This is a genomic window from Hymenobacter koreensis, from assembly GCF_039541855.1.
GTDB classification, from domain to species: Bacteria; Bacteroidota; Bacteroidia; order Cytophagales; family Hymenobacteraceae; genus Solirubrum; species Solirubrum koreensis.
Genome location: NZ_BAABHA010000010.1, coordinates 395,680 through 412,007, shown reverse-complemented (window position 1 = coordinate 412,007; position 16,328 = coordinate 395,680). Strand labels below are relative to the sequence as shown.

The window sequence follows — 16,328 nt, the reverse complement described above, 5'->3', positions numbered from 1 at the left end:
GGCGAGGCGGCCAGCGAAAAAAGCCGTTTGACCATCCCGCGTGGGAATTAGGCCTGATACGCAAGCCGGTAGTTTTTGGCTGCGCATGGTTGGGATAACCCTGTTGCGCGTGGCGCGTTAGACGGGTTACAGCGCAGCTGGCGTTGTTTTCCATTCCCCACCGCAGCTTATCTCATCATGCGAGGCTCCCTCCGTTACATTATAGCCCTAATTGTCGCGGGCTTTTCTTTCATCACCTATTACTGCAACCGGCAAACCAACCCGGTAACCGGCGAGGTGCAACACGTGAACATGACCGCCGAACAGGAAGTGGCGCTCGGTTTGCAGGCGGCGCCGCAAATGGCACAGCAATACGGTGGCCTGCACCCCGACGAGCAGGCCCGGGCTGCCGTCGATCGTATCGGCCAAACCTTGGTGCAAGCCGCCGGAGCCGGGCAGTCGGTGTATAAGTTCAACTTCCATTTGCTGGCCGATGAGCAGACGATTAATGCGTTTGCACTGCCCGGAGGGCAGATTTTTATTACGGCAGGCTTACTGAAAGCCATGTCTACCGAAGGTCAGGTAGCTGGCGTTTTGGCCCATGAAATCGGGCATGTTATTGGGCGGCACTCTGCCGAACAGTTGGCAAAGTCGCAGCTCACGCAGGGTTTAGCCGGTGCGGCCGGCATTGCGGCTTATGACCCGGACCGCCCGGGCGGATCCATTGCCAACGCTGCCGTTGCCGCTGCCATTGCCAAGGTTGTGTCGTTGCGCTTCGGCCGCGAAGATGAATTGGAGTCGGACCGGTTAGCCGTGAAGTACACCGCAGAGGCCGGTTACGACCCCCGTGCCATGATCGAGGTGATGAGCGTACTGGAGTCTAAAGGCGGCGGCGGCCGTACGCCCGAGTTTTTGAGTACGCACCCCAACCCTGGTAACCGGGTGGGCGTGCTGGAAAAGGAAATTGCCGCGGTTTTTCCCAGCGGTGTGCCCAGCGGCCTGAAAAAATAACCACCTTCGTTTCAAAAGTTTTTTCTAAAGCCGGCGCCCGTGCGCCGGCTTTTTCTGTGCCTGTCGCGTTTAAAGTCCGTTCCCGCTTACTTACCCATCCATGTCCGACGCTCCTTTACCGTTGCACCGCGTGCTGTTCGTGATGAACCCCATTTCGGGCGACATCGACAAGGAAACTGTGCTTGAACAGTTGCAGCAGGTGTGCGCCGAGCGAGGCAACGAGGTACACCTGTTTGAAACCACCGGCACGAATGACCTGACCAACCTGCGGCAACAGTTGCAGGAAAATAGCTACGATGTAGTATTTGGAGCGGGCGGTGACGGTACGGTGCGCCTGGTGGCCGAGGCCGTGCTGGCGGAGGGCCTGCCCATGGGCATCATTCCGCTGGGTTCAGGCAACGGCTTATCCAAAGACCTCGACATACCGCAGCAAGCCGACGAGGCGCTTAACGTGCTTTGGGAACACCGTGTGCGTGAAATCGACACGCTGAGTGTAAGCGGCCACTTAACCGTACACCTGGCCGATCTGGGCTTTAATGCCGTAGTGGTCGAGCGTTTCAGCACCGGCGACACTCGTGGCCCCGGTGCTTACGTGCGCGTAGCCCTGCAGGAATACATGGGCTACGAGCCTGCCCGTTACCGCATCGAAACCGATACGGAGCACTGGGAAGGCGAGGCTTTCATGCTCACCATTGCCAATGCGCGCACCTTCGGCAGCAACGTGGTCATCAACCCCGATAGTCAGCTAGACGACGGCTGGTTTGAGTTGTGCATCATCGAGCCTTTTCCAGGCGCAGCGGCCCCCGGCATTCTGTACGACCTCTACACCGAAGGCTTCGAAAACTCCGACTACACACGACGGCTACGCTGCCGCAAAGCTCAAATTTGGGTGCTGAACGAGGAAAAGGTGCAGGTGCAGGTAGATGGTGAGCCCATGGAGCTCAGTACGCCGCTCGAAGTAACCATTAGCCCGCGGAGCCTGCGGGTGCTGGTTCCGGCGTAATTGGTTCTACCGATAACGGGCAGCTGAAAACAGGTGCCGCCCGCGTGCCGGTAGCATCGGCTGGCTGCCACGTGTGCAGCCATAACTGACCGCCCGCGTAGTAATCGAGGGTGAAGAAGCCTTTGTGCTCGTGCACAAAAGCGGCCCGACCACCTGGCTGCACGAACGAAGTTTTGCTGCCGGCTCCACTGATTAAGTAGTGTACACCACGGCGCAGGAAGTACTGCAGGTTATGGTCGTGGCCGGCGGCGTATACGGCGCCGGGAGCCTCGCGCAGTACTTGCAGCAAGCGGCGACGCATGCGGCGGTAGGGCGGATAGGCCATGTCTTCGGCGGCGCCTACCACGCGGCGGTACATGGGAAAAAGCGACCCAATGCCCGGCAGCGGCACGTACGCCCGCTTGTGCGCGGCGGTAAGGGGAAACACGTGCTGCTTCACGGTGAATTTGCCACCGTGCACGGCATTGGAATACATGGGATGATGCCCGGCCACCACAATACGCTGGTTGTGGTACTGAGCCAGTAAAGCCCGTAGCTGCTCGAAGGGCTGCTTGGGGTTGGTGGCAGTACAGCCGTGAGCCGGACCCAAAGGACGCGGCCCGCGCTGCACCCACCACTGGGTATTGAGCACTAGCAGCACCAAGCCGTTGGCAAGGGGCAGGGCTACCGGGCCGGGGCAGCCGTTGGCGGGCAGGTATTGCACACCGGGCAGCTTCTCCCGCACGTAAGCTTCTTGAGCCCGCAAGTATTCGTAACCGTCGGATCGGCCTTTGTTCCAGTCGTGGTTACCGCTGAGAAACACCACGCGGCCGGAAAACTCACGCAGGACGTCAAGCTGAATGTCGAGCCGGCGCTCGGCGGCTTCGCGCTGCGGATGGCCGGCCGGCGGCAGGCCCACGGGGTACACGTTGTCGCCCAGTAGTACCACGGTGCCCTGTGCCCCGGCTTCCACTAGCCAGGTGCGTAGCAAGTTCAGCACGGGGTCGTGGCCGTCGGTACTCACGGCTCCCAAGTCACCAATCAGGCAAATCCGATGGGCGGGTGCAACGGCGGGCGGGGCGTCATCGTTCCAATGGCGCAAAGCCGGCGCCACGTAAGGAAGCCGTCGTACACGCCGTTCCAGAAAAAAACGGTATGCCAGCCACGCCACTAACGCGGCAAAAAGCCACAACACTACGGATTCTACAGACACGGAAGGCGGTACGTTTGGCAGGTTTACGGGCCCTTGTGCCGGAGGTTATTGCGTGGGGGCGAGCCGCTCTAAAAGCTGGGCGGCGTCAGGTTCTTGAAATGACCGTTTAGTCGCACGCGTTCTTTCAGGCGCTCGGTTTCGCTGAGTACGGGCAGAATTTGTTCCAGATGCCCGCGCACGAGCTCCTGCCGTTCGGCCTCGGAGCGCAGGGTCAGCAGCTGGTATTCCTGCTCGTTGCTAAGGCCCAGCTGATGTGCCACGTCGAACATGCGGTAGTGCGGCGGCAGGGTAAGCAAGGTAGGACTCAGGCCGAGAATGTTGTAGAGCTGCGCCACCAGCGTACCAATGTGCTGCCGAACGTCAGGATCTTCGGTGGCATCGTCGGGCAGGTCGTCTACGTAGCCGGCAGCGTAGAGCTTGCCTGGCGCCTGCCGCAGCATTTCACCGAGGCGGAAAACGCCCACGCCTTCGGTTCGGATATCCGATTCACCCGACTCGTAGAGTTTCTCGATGCGAATCAAGCGCATTTCGGTGCCAATGGGCTGCACTTCGCCGTTTAGAAACGCCGGAATACCGAAGGTTATGTTTTCCGTGGCGCAATCGTGCACCAGTTGGCGGTAGCGGGGCTCAAAAATGTGCAGGTTCAGCTTTTCACCCGGAAACACCACGAGGTTTAGCGGGAACAGCGGCAGGAGGCGAGACATGAAAGAGAAGGGGTAAAGCAGAGAGGGAAAATACGTGGAAACCCGGTTGGCTACGTGCGGAAGGTGCTAATTTCGCCCGGTGGGCCGCCGTGGTCAGGCCGTAGATACAACAAACAAATTGATGAAGGATTTAGCGGATCGGTTACGGCTGGCGCGGCAAGTGGCGCTGCAGGCGCTGGCGGCGTTGTTTTTGATGTCAGTGGTGTGGGTGCTGCTCTACCGCTGGGTGTCGCCGCCGGCTACGTGGCTGATGCTGGAGCGCCGCAGCCACCGCCCCGAGGCCAATTACGGCGGCTTACTGCCCGTAGCAGCCTCGCGCCAGATTAACTACCAGTTTAGATACATCGACGAAGTATCGCCGCACCTGCCGCTGGCCCTGCTGGCCGCCGAAGATCAACGGTTCCTGCAGCACCGCGGCTTTGATATGGATGCCATTCAAAAAGCCGCCAAAAGCAATTTTGAGGGCGGTAAACAGCTGCGCGGCGGCAGCACCATTACGCAGCAGGTGGCCAAGAACGTGTTCCTGTGGCAGGGCCGCAGCTACGTGCGCAAAGCGGCCGAAGCCTACTTCACCGTGCTCATAGAGCTGCTGTGGAGCAAACAGCGCATTTTGGAGGTATACCTAAACGTGGCCGAAATGGGCGACTGTGTGTTTGGGGCAGAAGCTGCGGCGCAAAAGCATTTTGGGAAATCGGCTAAAAACCTGACGCAGGCGCAGGCCGCCATGCTGGCCGCTGTGTTGCCCAATCCACTAAAGTTTCAGGCTGGCCACCCCGGCCCCACAGCCCGCGCCAAACAGCGCCGCGTAATGCGCAACATGCGTCGGCTGGGCGGTACCGCTTTCGTGCGCGGGCTCATTCACCAAGACTAATGCTCTCTTCAGATGCTTAAAATCCTACTACTACATGCGGCGTTGGCCGTTGGTCTGCTGGCCGGTTGCAACCGCACTCAACCCAGCGCGCCCACCGCAACCGAGTTTGCCCCGGCCGAAAACCAGATCCGCAGCGTTCTGGCCACTCAAAGTGCCGCCTGGAACCGCGGTGACCTTACCGCTTTCATGGCGGGCTATTGGCAGTCCGATTCATTGCTGTTTATAGGTAAAAACGGCCCTACCTACGGCTGGCAGCGCACCCTCGATAACTACCGCCGCAATTACCCCGATGCGGCCGCAATGGGCCAGCTCACGTTTTCGGAGCTGCGCGTTACGCCGCTCAGCCCCGACGCGGCGCACGTGGTAGGCCATTGGCACCTGCGCCGCCCGGCCGCCGGCGACCTGCAAGGTTGGTTTACGCTGCTGTTCAGGCAGCAGAATGGGCAGTGGGTAATAGTGGCTGACCATTCCAGCTAAAGGAGAGTTGTCGGTTGTCAGACGAAAAGTGCTCCTGGCTGACAACCAACAACAGCTAGCTATTTGCCTTCCTGTTCGGCTACTTCGCCCGGGTCTTCGGGTGTGGCTTCGTCTTTCTGCTTTTCAGCTTCCACGGCCTCTACGGCGGCATTGAAAACCAGTCCGGTTTGGGCGGCATGCTCGGCAGCCTGCACCGTGTCTTTCACCAGCAGCATCTCGACTTCGTGGCCACGTAAATCCTCGGAAACCTGTGTAACCAGGGCTGCGCGCTGGGGCAGGTTCACGTCGCGGATGTAAATAGCCAGCACGCGGCCGGGGTGGCGGCGCACTACTTCCCGGTAAATGTTTGCGTCTTCCTGGCCCGAGTCGCCGATGAGTACGAACGGTAGTTGCGGATAGGTCAGCAGCAGGTTGTCGATTTCGCGGAGCTTGTGGCCGTGGTGCTCGGAGGCGTCGCCGCTGGCTTTGCGCTTCACGGCCATGTCGCGCAACAGCAGCGGGCCGGGCGGAATTTCATTCAGCGTAAGAAAGTCCTCCAGCAAGTCGTAGAGGTTCCAGGGCGACGACGACACGTAGAAAAACGGGTTGTTGCGCTTGCCGTTGCGGCCCAGCTGCAGCTGGCGGTAAAACTCGGCCACCCCTTTAAAGGGCAAGCGTGAACGGGCGTTGCGCAGTAGCACGGTGCGCGCCATGCGCAGCAAATCGGTGGCGGAAGTTTGGATTACCGTGTCGTCGAGGTCGGAAATGATGCCGTACTCCGCATCGGCGGGTGGAACCAGCACCGGCGCCATCATCACCCGTTGGGCGGGCTGCGGACCGGGAGCGTGCATTAGTTCTACCTCTACTTGGTGCCACAGAAAATCAACGGGCTGGTTGAGCCGCTGAGGTTCCAGGTTCAGGGTGAAATAGCCTTCCTCGTCGGTAATTACGTGGTGTTCGGTGCCGTCGCCGGGCCGAACACGCAGTTGCGCACCGGGAATTTCCTGCGAGTCGAACCGGCGGTACATGTTCAGCAGGTTGTGCCAGCGCGAATCCGACGGGTCGGGGTCGGTAATGCCTTTGTCGGTTAGCACACGGCCTTTCACATACAGGCGCTCGGGCGTGCCGTAGCTGCGGTAGGGCAATACTTGCACGGGGTGCAGCAAGCCCAAGCGGGTGCGGGCGCGGCGCAGCAGGTCGTCGGCGTTTTCGGCGAATTCGGAGAGGCGGTCGAGTAGAGGCATGGCAAGCGGCAGTGGGAGTAGCGCGAAACTACGGTACGGGAGGTTTTAAGCCGAGGTTAGGCCGCTTGCGTAGGAAGCCTGGTGCGCGCTGCGAGGGCGCTTGCGAAAAATTCAGTACATGAAACAGGCAATAGCAACCAGCTTGATGGCCGCGGTATTGGCCGCTTGCGCCGGCGGCACCCGTCCTTATGCCGGGGAAGCCCCGCCGTTGGCCGTGCAGCTGCAGGCGCAATCCGCCGATGCATTCAACATCGTGTGGCTGCGGGCAACAGTGACCAACACCAGCACCCGGGCGGTTTGGGTTGAAAAGTACCCCGATACCGTGGAAACGGCCTGCTCATCCTGGCGCGGGTTGGTGGTGCAAGGCACCACGCCCAAAGGCGACTCCCTGGCCATCTGCCAGCACTGCATATTTAAGGTCAAATACCGGAAACCGGAAAAGCTGGCACCAGGCGCCCAGCGCACCGTGAATCTGCAGCTGGATTTTAACCGCCTGTTTCCCGCGGCGTTTATCGATTCTGCAGAGGCGCGAGGCTCCTTGAATTGCGCGAAATATTTCAACCGAACCACTGGTATTTATCGGTTGCAAGCTGTGGGGTACGGCTACTCCAAAAGCCGGCCTACCCCGCAAATTCCGGCCACCAAGAGTTTAAGCAACACAGTACAGATAACCCGGAAATAAAGAAGGCCAGCCGTAGTGATGCGGCTGGCCTTCTTATGTCGGAAACAACTTGCTACAGGCTCGTTTTCAGGATCTGCAGGTTCTCGTTGCCGGGGGTGCGGTTGCGGCAGTTCAGCTCGGTGCCTTTGTTCTGGATGGCTTCCACGCGCGAACCGGGGTTGGGGTGGGTGCTCAGGAACTCGGGCGGGTTGCCCTGGCTTTGCTGCTCGGCCTTGATGAAGAACCCCGCCGCGCCGTCGCAGGCGTAGGTACCGGTGCCATTGAGGTAAATAACCGAGTACTCGTCAGCTTCGCGCTCAAAGTCGCGGCCAAACTTAAGCGTGCCTAAGCCGGCGGCTATTTGCGCCAGCTGGCCGGGGTTTTCGCCCAATACCACGCTCAGCAGCAGGCTAATGCCGTACTCGTTTTGTAACTGACGCGAGGTGTGGCGGCGGTCGGCGTGGGCCATTTCGTGGCCCAGCACGCCGGCCAACTGGCTTTCGGTGTCGAGAAACTTAATGAGACCTGAGAAAACGTAGATGTGGCCGCCCGGCGAGGCAAACGCGTTCTGTACGTTGTCGTCCTTGATGATTTTTACGTCCCACTTAAACTCGTTGCGGTATTGCACCTGGCCCGAGTTCAGGACACGTTGCACCACGTTGTCGAGGGCGCGGTAAGCGGCGGGGTTGCTGGCACGCTCCACCAGCTGACCTTTGGCGCGGTACGTGGAGTCGGTTTGGCGGGCAACCTGGGCACCCAGGGCAATATCGTCTTCGATGCTGAACAGCACGGGGTTGCCGTCTTTATCGGTGCAGGAAGAGGTGGCGGCACCCAGCGAAAGGGCCAGGGCACCCATCAGGTATAAACGGGAAAGTGAGCGTCGGAACATGGTAAAAAGAATGGGGTGAGACGTACGGAAAGGCAGCGCGGCGTGCTGCTTAGGAAGGCCCCTAGAAAAAACAATGCCAGCCGGCCAACCGATGCCGATACGCACCGCTAAGCCGTGATGTTGTGCCAGGTGCTTTAAAGGCCAGTTTTACAGCTTAAGCTGCGCGTTGTACGTACAACCTCCGCACCGTTCCACCGTGGAGCCGGTGCCTTTCCCAAGCCATTGTCCATGCCCAGTTTATCAGCGCCTGCGCGGCCTAAAGTCAAGAAAAAGAAGTTAGTGCCCGTGGAGCTCGACGCCCACGAACTCTACCAAGACCCCGCGCGTCAGGCCGAGTTGGCCGGCCTGCGGTATGTGGCCGATATTCGCAAGGGCGGCTTTACGCGGCAGCCCGGACATAACGGTCATTTTTTTTTCGCAAACGCCAAAGGCGAAGAAATTACCGACGAAAAAATCATGAAGCGCCTGAGCAGCTTCGTAATTCCCCCGGCTTGGTCTGATGTGGTTATTGCCGCCTCGCCAAATGCGCACCTGCAGGTAACCGGCCGCGATATGAAGGGCCGCAAGCAGTACATCTACCATCCGCTGTGGGACCAGGCGCGCAGCCTCACCAAGTTCAGCCGGCTGCGGGCCTTCGGTGAAAAACTGCCCGAGCTGCGCCTCCGCATGCAGCAGGACCTGAAGCGAGCCAAGCTGGACAAGCAGAAAGTAGTAGCCTTGGTGCTTACGCTCATGGACCAATCGTTCATTCGCGTGGGCAACAAGGAGTACGCCAAGAAAAACAAGAGCTACGGACTTACGACCCTTCGCGACCGACACGTACAGGTGGATGGAGCCGAAGTGCGTTTCAACTTCGTAGGCAAGAAAGGCGTGGCCCACGATGTTACCCTGAACGACCGAAAACTGGCCCGCCTGGTGCAGAAGTGCAAAGAAATTCCCGGTCAGCACCTGTTTCAGTACTACGATGCCGACGGACAACGGCAGGAACTGGAATCGGGCGACGTGAACGACTACCTGCGCGAGGTAACGGGCATCGTGCTTTCGGCCAAGGACTTTCGTACCTGGGGCGGCACCGTGAAAATGGTGGAGTGCCTGGAGGGTATCCTGCAAGAAGAACCAGACCTACCGAAAGACAAAGTGCTGAAACGGGCCGTTAAAGACGTTGCGGCCGGCTTGGGCAATACGCCTACGGTTTGCTCTAAATACTACATTCACCCGCAAGTGGTGGAGCTTTTTAAGTCCGATAAACTCATCGAGTACCTGCGCCGCCACGACGCCGACCCTGACGAAAACGACTTGCTGACGCCTACCGAGCACTTGGTGCTGGACATGGTAGGGGCCGTTAATACCTAAAGCAGATTCTACTAAAAAAAGCCCCCGCAACCAGCCTCGGTTGCGGGGGCTTTTTTCGACGCCAAATAATTGCTTACCGTCCCGATCCGTCGCGGTCGAAAGCGTATGAAGCCACACCGCGGCTGCGCGCGTCTTTGGTTTCGGCACCCGGTTCAAACACGTTGTTGCGCTTGGTATCGTAGAAACGGGTTTTTTTGCCCAAACCGGCCACGCGGGAACTGTCCTTTAAGGTGTCTTCGTGTGGGCCGCCGTACACATCAATGCGGGGCGAACGGCGCACCTTGCCGCGTACTTCAAATAAGTCTTTGCCGCCCAGGCCGTGCAAAACCACGCGTTCGGTTTCGGAAGGGTGAAACACGCGGCGGTAGCGCAGCCGGCCTTCTTCGGGCTTGTCGTCATCGGCTAGGGCGTAAACCGATACCACGGTGGCCGTATCGCTCTGGCGTTCCACCACAAAACGCTCGGCTTCGTCGGTGCCGGGCACCAGCACTTCTTTAGCCAGGATACGATAGTAGGTGTCGGCGGCGGCTGGAAGCTTTTCGCGGCGTGCCCGCAGGGCAGAGGCCAGGCGCGGACCCTCCAGGGCGTAAACCTCGGGCGGAAGGCGGCGCAATGCTTGGGCAATTACCGAATCGGAAAGTTGCTGCTGAAGGCTACGGGCTTCGGCCTGCATTTGCTGCCGCGTGACTTGGTTGAGGGCCCGCTCATCGAGAAAACGGGCGTTACGGGTGTAGCCCTCTATGTTTTCGTACCGCGGCTTAAACGTGCGGAACTTCTTCACAAACCGACTGCCTATCCACGGCAGAATGCCATCGTCGAAGCGGAAAAACACTTGGTCGCGGTCTTTGGGAATGGCCACGTACAATTGGCCGTTGTTGCGGTGTTCCCAGGTCCACTGGCCTTCGTGTCGGTCCCAGTCGCCGAGCCACAGGTCCAGCAGGCGGGCGCGGGCAAAGGGGCGTTGGGCAATGGCGCCGGTTGGCTTGGCGTACAACTCTTCGAGGATATCCTCGGTTTCTTGTATCTCGTATTTGCGCCCATTTGGTGCCGGTACTTCTTCGCCCTCCAGCTTTTCTTCCAGCATCACCATCTTGCCCCGAAACCGTTCCGATGCTTCCCCAAGCCCATTTTCGTCGGGGCGAATGTAAAACAGCTCGGGCGTGCTGTGCCGTACCCCGGCGGCTTCGGCCAGAGGCGGTACCACAAACGCCGCGTAGGGCATGCCAGCGGAGGTGACGTCGCGCACCCACGTCAGCAAAAACGTCTTTTGCATTACTTTGGGTAGCGTTTTGTACGGGTCTTTATCGAGGGTGCGCAGGGCAAATTCCCGGTCGTTGGGGCCTAGCAGCGTCATGCTGGTGGTTTGGAAACCCCCACCAATTTTGCCAGGCTTAAGCCCCGTCTTTTCGGCTGTTTGCAGGTTGAAAACTGGTACCGTAACCGGCGTGGCCCATACACGACGATAATGCGCCCCAAACAACATGCGGTGCAGCACGCCACGCTGGTAATGGCGGCCCGGCGTGGCGCGCACGGTTTCGGTACCGGCGGGCAGCGGCTCGGTGGTCAGGCGGGCGTCGGGCTGAAAAAAATTGCGGCGGGCACATCCGCTGCCGGCCAGCAGGCCCAGCAGAAGGCTAGCGCAAATAAGGGGGCGCGGTGGGCGCATAGGGGCGAAGTAGGGCAAATACAATCGTTCAGGGTACTTGAACGCAAGCTGAACAGAAACGGCTATTTGCGCGTGGGTATAACCGCTAAGCCTCAGGAAAGGTATAAGCAATCAGCCTGCCGCCGACGCGGCTGGTTTTTGCCGTTATTTTTTCCCGCCCGTTGTTGTCAGTTTTTTCCTCTTACGGTTGGCTGCTGGTTTTAAGCAGTGCTTTCGCACCCTCCGTATCGGCGGCTGTTCCGCCACGCCCCGCAATCAGCCCCGACTCGGTAGTACACGCCGCCGCAGGACCGCATTACCAACGCGGCTGGCTGCATCGGCTGTTTTGGGGCTTTCATTACCGCGACGAATGGGCTACGCCCGTGCCGGCGCCGGTGTTTAGCTTGCGCACGGCGGTTCCCGGCGGACTAAAACCCGTGAAAGAAGGCGGCTCCTTTCAAACCAAAAACCTGCGCCTTGTGGCCCAAAACGGCCAGCAATTTGTATTGCGTTCCGTTGATAAAGACGCCACGGTAGCGCTACCCGAAGGCTTGCGCGACGGCGGCATTGGGCGGCTGATGAAAGACCAAACCAGCGTAATTCACCCGTACGGCGCGTACATCGTGCCGCCGTTAGCTGCTGCTGCCGGCGTGTACCATACTAATCCGCGGCTGGTGTACCTGGCCGACGACCCGGACTTGGGCGAGTTTCGGAAGTCGTTTGCCAACGCGCTCTACCTCTTTGAAGAACGGCCCGAAGGCGACCAGCGCACCGTCAGCAGCTTCGGAAACTCGGCGCAGGTAGTTAGCTCGCGGGTGGTATTCGGTCGGCTCTTGCTGAACGCACGGCACCAAGTGGATGCCCGCCAATACCTGCGCAGCCGCCTGTTCGATATGTGGCTCGGCGACTGGAGCCGCCGCGAAGACCAATGGCGCTGGGCTTCGTTTCCAGCGGCCGATAGCGCCACGGTGTACCGCGCCATTCCTCGCGACCGGGACCACGCTTTTTTCAAGTTCGATGATGGGGTGCTGACGCGCCTCATCAGTTTTATCAAGACGAACTACCAAACGTTCACCCGCGAAATTCACCTTCACGACGTGGAAGGCCTGAACCGCGCCGCGCGGCCCATGGATAAGTCACTGCTCGTATACCTAACCGAGGAGGATTTTCGGCAGGTGGCCGATTCCTTGCGCCTGCGCCTCACCGATGGCATAATTAGTAATGCCCTGGGCATTTGGCCCAAGGAAATTTATGCATTGTCGGGCGAAGAGTTTAGGAACAAGCTCACCAGTCGGCGCGAGCAGTTGCCCCGCGTAGCCGATGAGTTTTACCGGCAACTGGCCCGCGACGTGGAAATTCCCGGAACCGACCAAGCCGAGCACTTTATTGTGGAAGCCGCCGGCCCGTGGAAAGTGCGGGTAAAAGTGCTGTCAGCAGGTACGGGTGGGGCTATGAAACCCGTAGGTGACCGGCTGTTTGATGCCCGCCAAACCGCTTCCATCAAGTTATTCGGTTTAGGCGGAAACGATGTTTTTGAGGTAGTGGGCAATCCTGACCGTCGCATCCGTATCGGTATTTACGACGGGCAAGGGCAAGATGTAATTCGACAGCCTGCAACCGCTACCGACCGGAGCCGCACCAAAACGCGGGTTACCGTGTACGATTCCGGCGACGGTAATTCCATCGAAATCGACAAAAACCACTTCGAAGTAGAGAGCTACCAGCCCAAAGCCAACGAGTACGACGGCGTGGGGTGGTTACTGCGGCATCGGCTGTACTAAAGCAAGCCTGCTGCTGAGCTAGTGTTCGATAGAGGCTCTTAAGAAGGCAGATCTACGCAAAAACCTTCACCTTGTCTTTGTGCTTGGTGCGCAGGTACTGCCGAATAATCTGCTGCACATCCTTGTTATCTACCTGCGGCTTAATCACGTCTTTGAAGGCTTCCAGCCGCCGCGCCGTAAACGTATCGTCGATGTAGCCGAAGCCCAGGTACCGGCCGTGTTCCACCACCACCACCGAGCGTTCATCGGCTCGGCGCCCGGCCCCGATGATAACGAACGACTGGTGTTCGTAGGTAATACTTTCCACGGCTTCGTCTACGCGGGCATTGTATTCGTCCGGTGACTCCTGACCTACGCAGGCGCCCTTGCAGCGGTGCACCTGGTAATCGAAGCACGAGCCGTTGGTTTTGTACAGGTCGCACAGCTTCTGGCACAGGTTAAACCGCGACACTTTGTGGTACAGAAAACCCTTCGCCTTGAACTGATTGGCCAGCGCAATGATGGGCACTTCGGCGTTATTTATATCGGCCCGGCCGTAATACAGGCGCTTGTAGCCGTTCTCATCCACGCGCAGGTAAATGCCCGCCGGAAAAATGGAGCGGCGCTGTGCCCGGTTATAAGCCGGCTTCATGCGCTTAATTTCCGAAGACTCGTGCAGCAGCGCCACCAGTTCCGAGCCGGTTAACTCCCACGTAATATCGGAAATCGAGTTCTTGAACTCCAACGACTTACGCGACTTATAGTCAATGGCGAAGTGCTGCTGAATGCGCTTGTAAATATTGATGCTCTTGCCCACGTAAATCACCTCGCCCTGAGCATCGTGGAAGTAGTAAACGCCGGCTTCCTGTGGAAGCGAGGCTACTAATTCGGGCGTGATGTTGGGAGGGAGCAGCGCCGTTTTAATGGCCTGCTGCACGGCTGCCACCTTGCGGGCCGAGGGCTGCTTAGTGCGCTGGCTGTTGTGACTGGGGGCGTTGGCATCCACGGCGGCCAGCTTATCGGCGGGCGCGGCCTGCTCGTAACCGGGGGCCTCGGCCTGCTGGCTGATTTTCAGTAGGCGGTCAAACAGAATGGCCGTGGCTTCGGCGTCGCCAGCAGCGCGGTGGCGGTTTTCCAGCGGTATACCAATGTTCTGGCAGAGCTTGCCCAGGCTATAGCTGGGCTGGCCCGGAATGAGGGAACGGCTCAGGCGAACCGTGCATAGGGTTTTGCGCGAATACGTGTAGCCCAGATCGGCAAACTCTTTTTTCAGAAAAGAGTAGTCGAAGCGCACGTTATGGGCCACAAACACACAGCCTTCGGTCATCTGCACCACCTTCTTGGCCACCTCATGAAAGTGCGGCGCCTCGCGCACCATGTCGTCGGTAATGCCCGTAAGCTGCTGAATATAGAAGGGGATGGGCCGGCCGGGGTTAAGCAAGGTCGCGAAGGAATCGACCACCTTGTCGCCATCGTGAATGAAGATGGCTATTTCGGTGATTCGATCCTGCGTGGGCTGGCCACCAGTGGTTTCAAGGTCAATAATTGCGTACAAACGGGCTGCTGCTAAAACGTTCGGTAACGGCTGATAACAAAGTTAGCCGGCTTTTGGCTCCCGGCTTAGCAAAACGAACAGCAGCCTGCCTTGGCTGCAACCGTACGGAGCTAATCTAACTCGCTGAAGCACAAAAAAAGACGGCCCGCCTTGCAGCGGACCGTCCCTTCTCTCAACAGCCAGGTTAACCCTAGCGGTTGGAGGCCTTCCACTGCGTTACCTGGTTTTTAGCGGCCAGGATTTCGCCGTGTTGCTTTTGAATTACCGACGAGGCTTGCGCCGGCAAATGAGTGCTTTTCAAAGCCGTTTCGTAGGCCGTCAGGGCCACGCTGTCGCCGGTTTCGCACTCGCCCAAAATGGCCGAGTCGTTCTGGCCGGTTACAGCCGACTTCAAGTTAATCCAGCCCCGGTGCACAGCGGCGGCGGCGTCGGTTAACGCGCCTTCGATGGTGCCCTCGTTGCTAGGAGCTTCTACGCCAAGCGAGCGAGCTTGTTGCTCCAGCTCCGACGCAAATTGGGCGCGTTGCTGGCTCAATCGGCTCAGTTCAGATTTCAGTTGGGGGTTCGTTACGCCCTCGGCGGCTTCCTGATAGCCTTTTGCGCCGGTACGGTTAATTTCTACCAGGTCGTTAAAAGCACGTGCAGTTTCTGGGGTTATAGCAGCCATTACGGAACAGTTTTGGTGTGGTAAGAAGTGGATCGAGGGAAGCTCGGCCGAAGCGCGGCTTCCGGAGCTTATACTACACTGCGGGCGGCGGGGTTACACCAAAAACTCAACCCTCGCTCCGCAGCTTGCGCCAGGCACGTTTCAGCCAGTTGGGGTTAGAGTCGGTTAAATCCTGTTGCGTATCGTCGCCGGAGGCCACATCACCCAAAAGGAAGCCGAACGGCTCCAGCGGCTTGTAGGCATCCATCATCACTTTGAGCACGGCCACCAGCGGAATGCTGAGAATCATGCCTGGCGTACCCCACAATTCACCGCCCAAAATCAAGGCAATAATGGCGGCCATGGGGTTGATGCTGACTTTGGAACCCGTAATAGTGGGCGTAATGAAGTTGCCCTCCAGAAACTGCACGAACACAAACACACCCACCACCAGCAGCGCCCGCACCGGCGAACCGGTTTCCACCAGGGTAATGAGTGCCGGCAGCGTGGCACCCACCAGAATACCGATGTAGGGAATAACCGCCAGCACTGAGGCAAACACGGCAAAGAAAATGGCATACTTCACCCCCAGTACCAGTAAGCCGATGGCGTTTAGCACTGCCACAATCACGATAACCGTGAGCAAGCCGGTAATGTAAGCCTGCACCACGGTTTGCACGTTATCCATGGTATGCAGCGCCTCTTTCCGTTTATCGGGCGATACAAAGCGGAAGAGGAACTGCCGCAAATGGTCGCGGTAGTAGAGGAAGCAGAAAATATAAATCGGTACCAAGGCTAGTACGCTTAGCACGCCGGTGGTGGTATTGATGGTACTGCCCAGGTACCCGCCGGCCTGCTTTTTCACCGAGTCCATCGATTTGTCGATGAGTTCGTCCTTGCTCACCGGCTTCATGTTAAACTTCTGGCTAAGCCATTGCTGAATCTGGTCGAAGTACTGAATGAGCTTGTCTTGCAGCTTGGGCAACTCCTCCTGGAACTGCATAATCTGCGAGCCAAACAGGTAAATCATACCCGCCAGAATGAGGAACAGCAGCAGAATGCACAGCACAATGGCCAAAATCCGGTGTACGCCCCAGGTTTCGAAGCGGCGGCAGAGCGGAAGCAGCAACAGCGCCAGTAGCCCCGAGAACAGAAAAGGGAGCAGCACATCGTCGAGCAAACGCAGGGAATACACGAGCAGCACCAGCCCAAGCAGCACTAAGGTGTAATAAACCGCCGGTGGAAACTTGATTTCCGGCGGCCCTTGTGGGGAGCGAGGTACGTGAAAGTTGTTCTGAGGAGGAAACATTTGCTAAATAAATTGGGAGAAGGAGGGAGGGGAGAATCTTGGAATACTGC

The 16,328-nt window shown here is 58.6% G+C and carries 15 protein-coding genes; 7 read left to right on the top strand and 8 right to left on the bottom strand.

The features are described 5' to 3' along the window. Window positions 1-177 precede the first annotated feature (177 nt). Both ABD903_RS15725 and ABD903_RS15720 read left to right on the top strand, forming a co-directional pair. Window positions 178-990 (top strand): M48 family metalloprotease, encoded by an 813-nt coding sequence (locus ABD903_RS15725; protein ID WP_345225836.1) that lies wholly within the window; start codon window positions 178-180, stop codon window positions 988-990. 100 nt (window positions 991-1,090) lie between these two features. Beyond that, the gene (locus tag ABD903_RS15720) at window positions 1,091-1,993 is read left to right on the top strand and encodes a diacylglycerol/lipid kinase family protein (protein WP_345225834.1); all 903 of its coding nucleotides are present in this window, start codon (window positions 1,091-1,093) and stop codon (window positions 1,991-1,993) included. Here ABD903_RS15720 and ABD903_RS15715 read toward each other — a convergent pair. After that, entirely contained in the window at window positions 1,956-3,185 is a 1,230-nt protein-coding gene (locus tag ABD903_RS15715; RefSeq protein ID WP_345225832.1) for a metallophosphoesterase, read from the bottom strand. The genes ABD903_RS15720 and ABD903_RS15715 overlap by 38 nt on opposite strands. Before the next feature lie 68 nt (window positions 3,186-3,253). Then, window positions 3,254-3,889 carry an LON peptidase substrate-binding domain-containing protein gene (locus ABD903_RS15710; RefSeq protein ID WP_345225831.1) on the bottom strand — a complete coding sequence of 212 codons (636 nt, stop codon included), beginning with the start codon at window positions 3,887-3,889 and terminating at the stop codon, window positions 3,254-3,256. A 121-nt stretch (window positions 3,890-4,010) separates the two neighbouring features. On the opposite strand from ABD903_RS15710, the gene mtgA reads away from it, so the two are divergent. Both mtgA and ABD903_RS15700 read left to right on the top strand, forming a co-directional pair. After that, window positions 4,011-4,760: a monofunctional biosynthetic peptidoglycan transglycosylase gene (gene mtgA / locus ABD903_RS15705; RefSeq protein ID WP_345225829.1), complete on the top strand. Its 750-nt coding sequence runs from the start codon at window positions 4,011-4,013 to the stop codon at window positions 4,758-4,760. 12 nt (window positions 4,761-4,772) lie between these two features. Next, window positions 4,773-5,237, top strand: a complete 465-nt coding sequence (locus ABD903_RS15700) for a YybH family protein (RefSeq protein ID WP_345225828.1) — start codon at window positions 4,773-4,775, stop codon at window positions 5,235-5,237. A 59-nt stretch (window positions 5,238-5,296) separates the two neighbouring features. Here the strand turns inward: ABD903_RS15700 and ABD903_RS15695 are convergent, their stop codons facing one another. Further along, window positions 5,297-6,460 (bottom strand): App1 family protein phosphatidate phosphatase, encoded by a 1,164-nt coding sequence (locus tag ABD903_RS15695; RefSeq protein ID WP_345225826.1) that lies wholly within the window; start codon window positions 6,458-6,460, stop codon window positions 5,297-5,299. Between the two features lie 145 nt (window positions 6,461-6,605). Here ABD903_RS15695 and ABD903_RS15690 point away from each other — a divergent pair, with 145 nt between their 5' ends. Further along, on the top strand, window positions 6,606-7,142 hold the full coding sequence (locus ABD903_RS15690) for a hypothetical protein (protein WP_345225824.1): 537 nt from the start codon (window positions 6,606-6,608) through the stop codon (window positions 7,140-7,142). 52 nt (window positions 7,143-7,194) lie between these two features. Here the strand turns inward: ABD903_RS15690 and ABD903_RS15685 are convergent, their stop codons facing one another. Continuing rightward, window positions 7,195-7,977 carry a M48 family metalloprotease gene (locus ABD903_RS15685; protein WP_486334022.1) on the bottom strand — a complete coding sequence of 261 codons (783 nt, stop codon included), beginning with the start codon at window positions 7,975-7,977 and terminating at the stop codon, window positions 7,195-7,197. Window positions 7,978-8,238: 261 nt separating this feature from the next. Between ABD903_RS15685 and ABD903_RS15680 the strand changes: the two genes are divergently transcribed. Then, on the top strand, window positions 8,239-9,363 hold the full coding sequence (locus tag ABD903_RS15680; RefSeq protein ID WP_345225821.1) for a DNA topoisomerase IB: 1,125 nt from the start codon (window positions 8,239-8,241) through the stop codon (window positions 9,361-9,363). A gap of 73 nt (window positions 9,364-9,436) precedes the next feature. Here ABD903_RS15680 and ABD903_RS15675 read toward each other — a convergent pair whose 3' ends face one another. After that, the gene (locus tag ABD903_RS15675) at window positions 9,437-11,029 is read right to left on the bottom strand and encodes a hypothetical protein (protein ID WP_345225819.1); all 1,593 of its coding nucleotides are present in this window, start codon (window positions 11,027-11,029) and stop codon (window positions 9,437-9,439) included. Window positions 11,030-11,193: 164 nt separating this feature from the next. Between ABD903_RS15675 and ABD903_RS15670 the strand changes: the two genes are divergently transcribed. Beyond that, the gene (locus ABD903_RS15670) at window positions 11,194-12,789 is read left to right on the top strand and encodes a hypothetical protein (protein ID WP_345225817.1); all 1,596 of its coding nucleotides are present in this window, start codon (window positions 11,194-11,196) and stop codon (window positions 12,787-12,789) included. Window positions 12,790-12,841: 52 nt separating this feature from the next. Here ABD903_RS15670 and ABD903_RS15665 read toward each other — a convergent pair whose 3' ends face one another. The 3 genes from ABD903_RS15665 to ABD903_RS15655 all read right to left on the bottom strand — a co-directional run bounded on the left by ABD903_RS15665 (window position 12,842) and on the right by ABD903_RS15655 (window position 16,278). Continuing rightward, window positions 12,842-14,323, bottom strand: a complete 1,482-nt coding sequence (locus ABD903_RS15665) for an exonuclease domain-containing protein (RefSeq protein WP_345225815.1) — start codon at window positions 14,321-14,323, stop codon at window positions 12,842-12,844. A gap of 190 nt (window positions 14,324-14,513) precedes the next feature. Continuing rightward, on the bottom strand, window positions 14,514-14,990 hold the full coding sequence (locus tag ABD903_RS15660) for a PA2169 family four-helix-bundle protein (protein ID WP_345225813.1): 477 nt from the start codon (window positions 14,988-14,990) through the stop codon (window positions 14,514-14,516). A 106-nt stretch (window positions 14,991-15,096) separates the two neighbouring features. Further along, window positions 15,097-16,278 (bottom strand): AI-2E family transporter, encoded by a 1,182-nt coding sequence (locus ABD903_RS15655; RefSeq protein ID WP_345225812.1) that lies wholly within the window; start codon window positions 16,276-16,278, stop codon window positions 15,097-15,099. Between the last annotated feature and the right edge of the window lie 50 nt (window positions 16,279-16,328).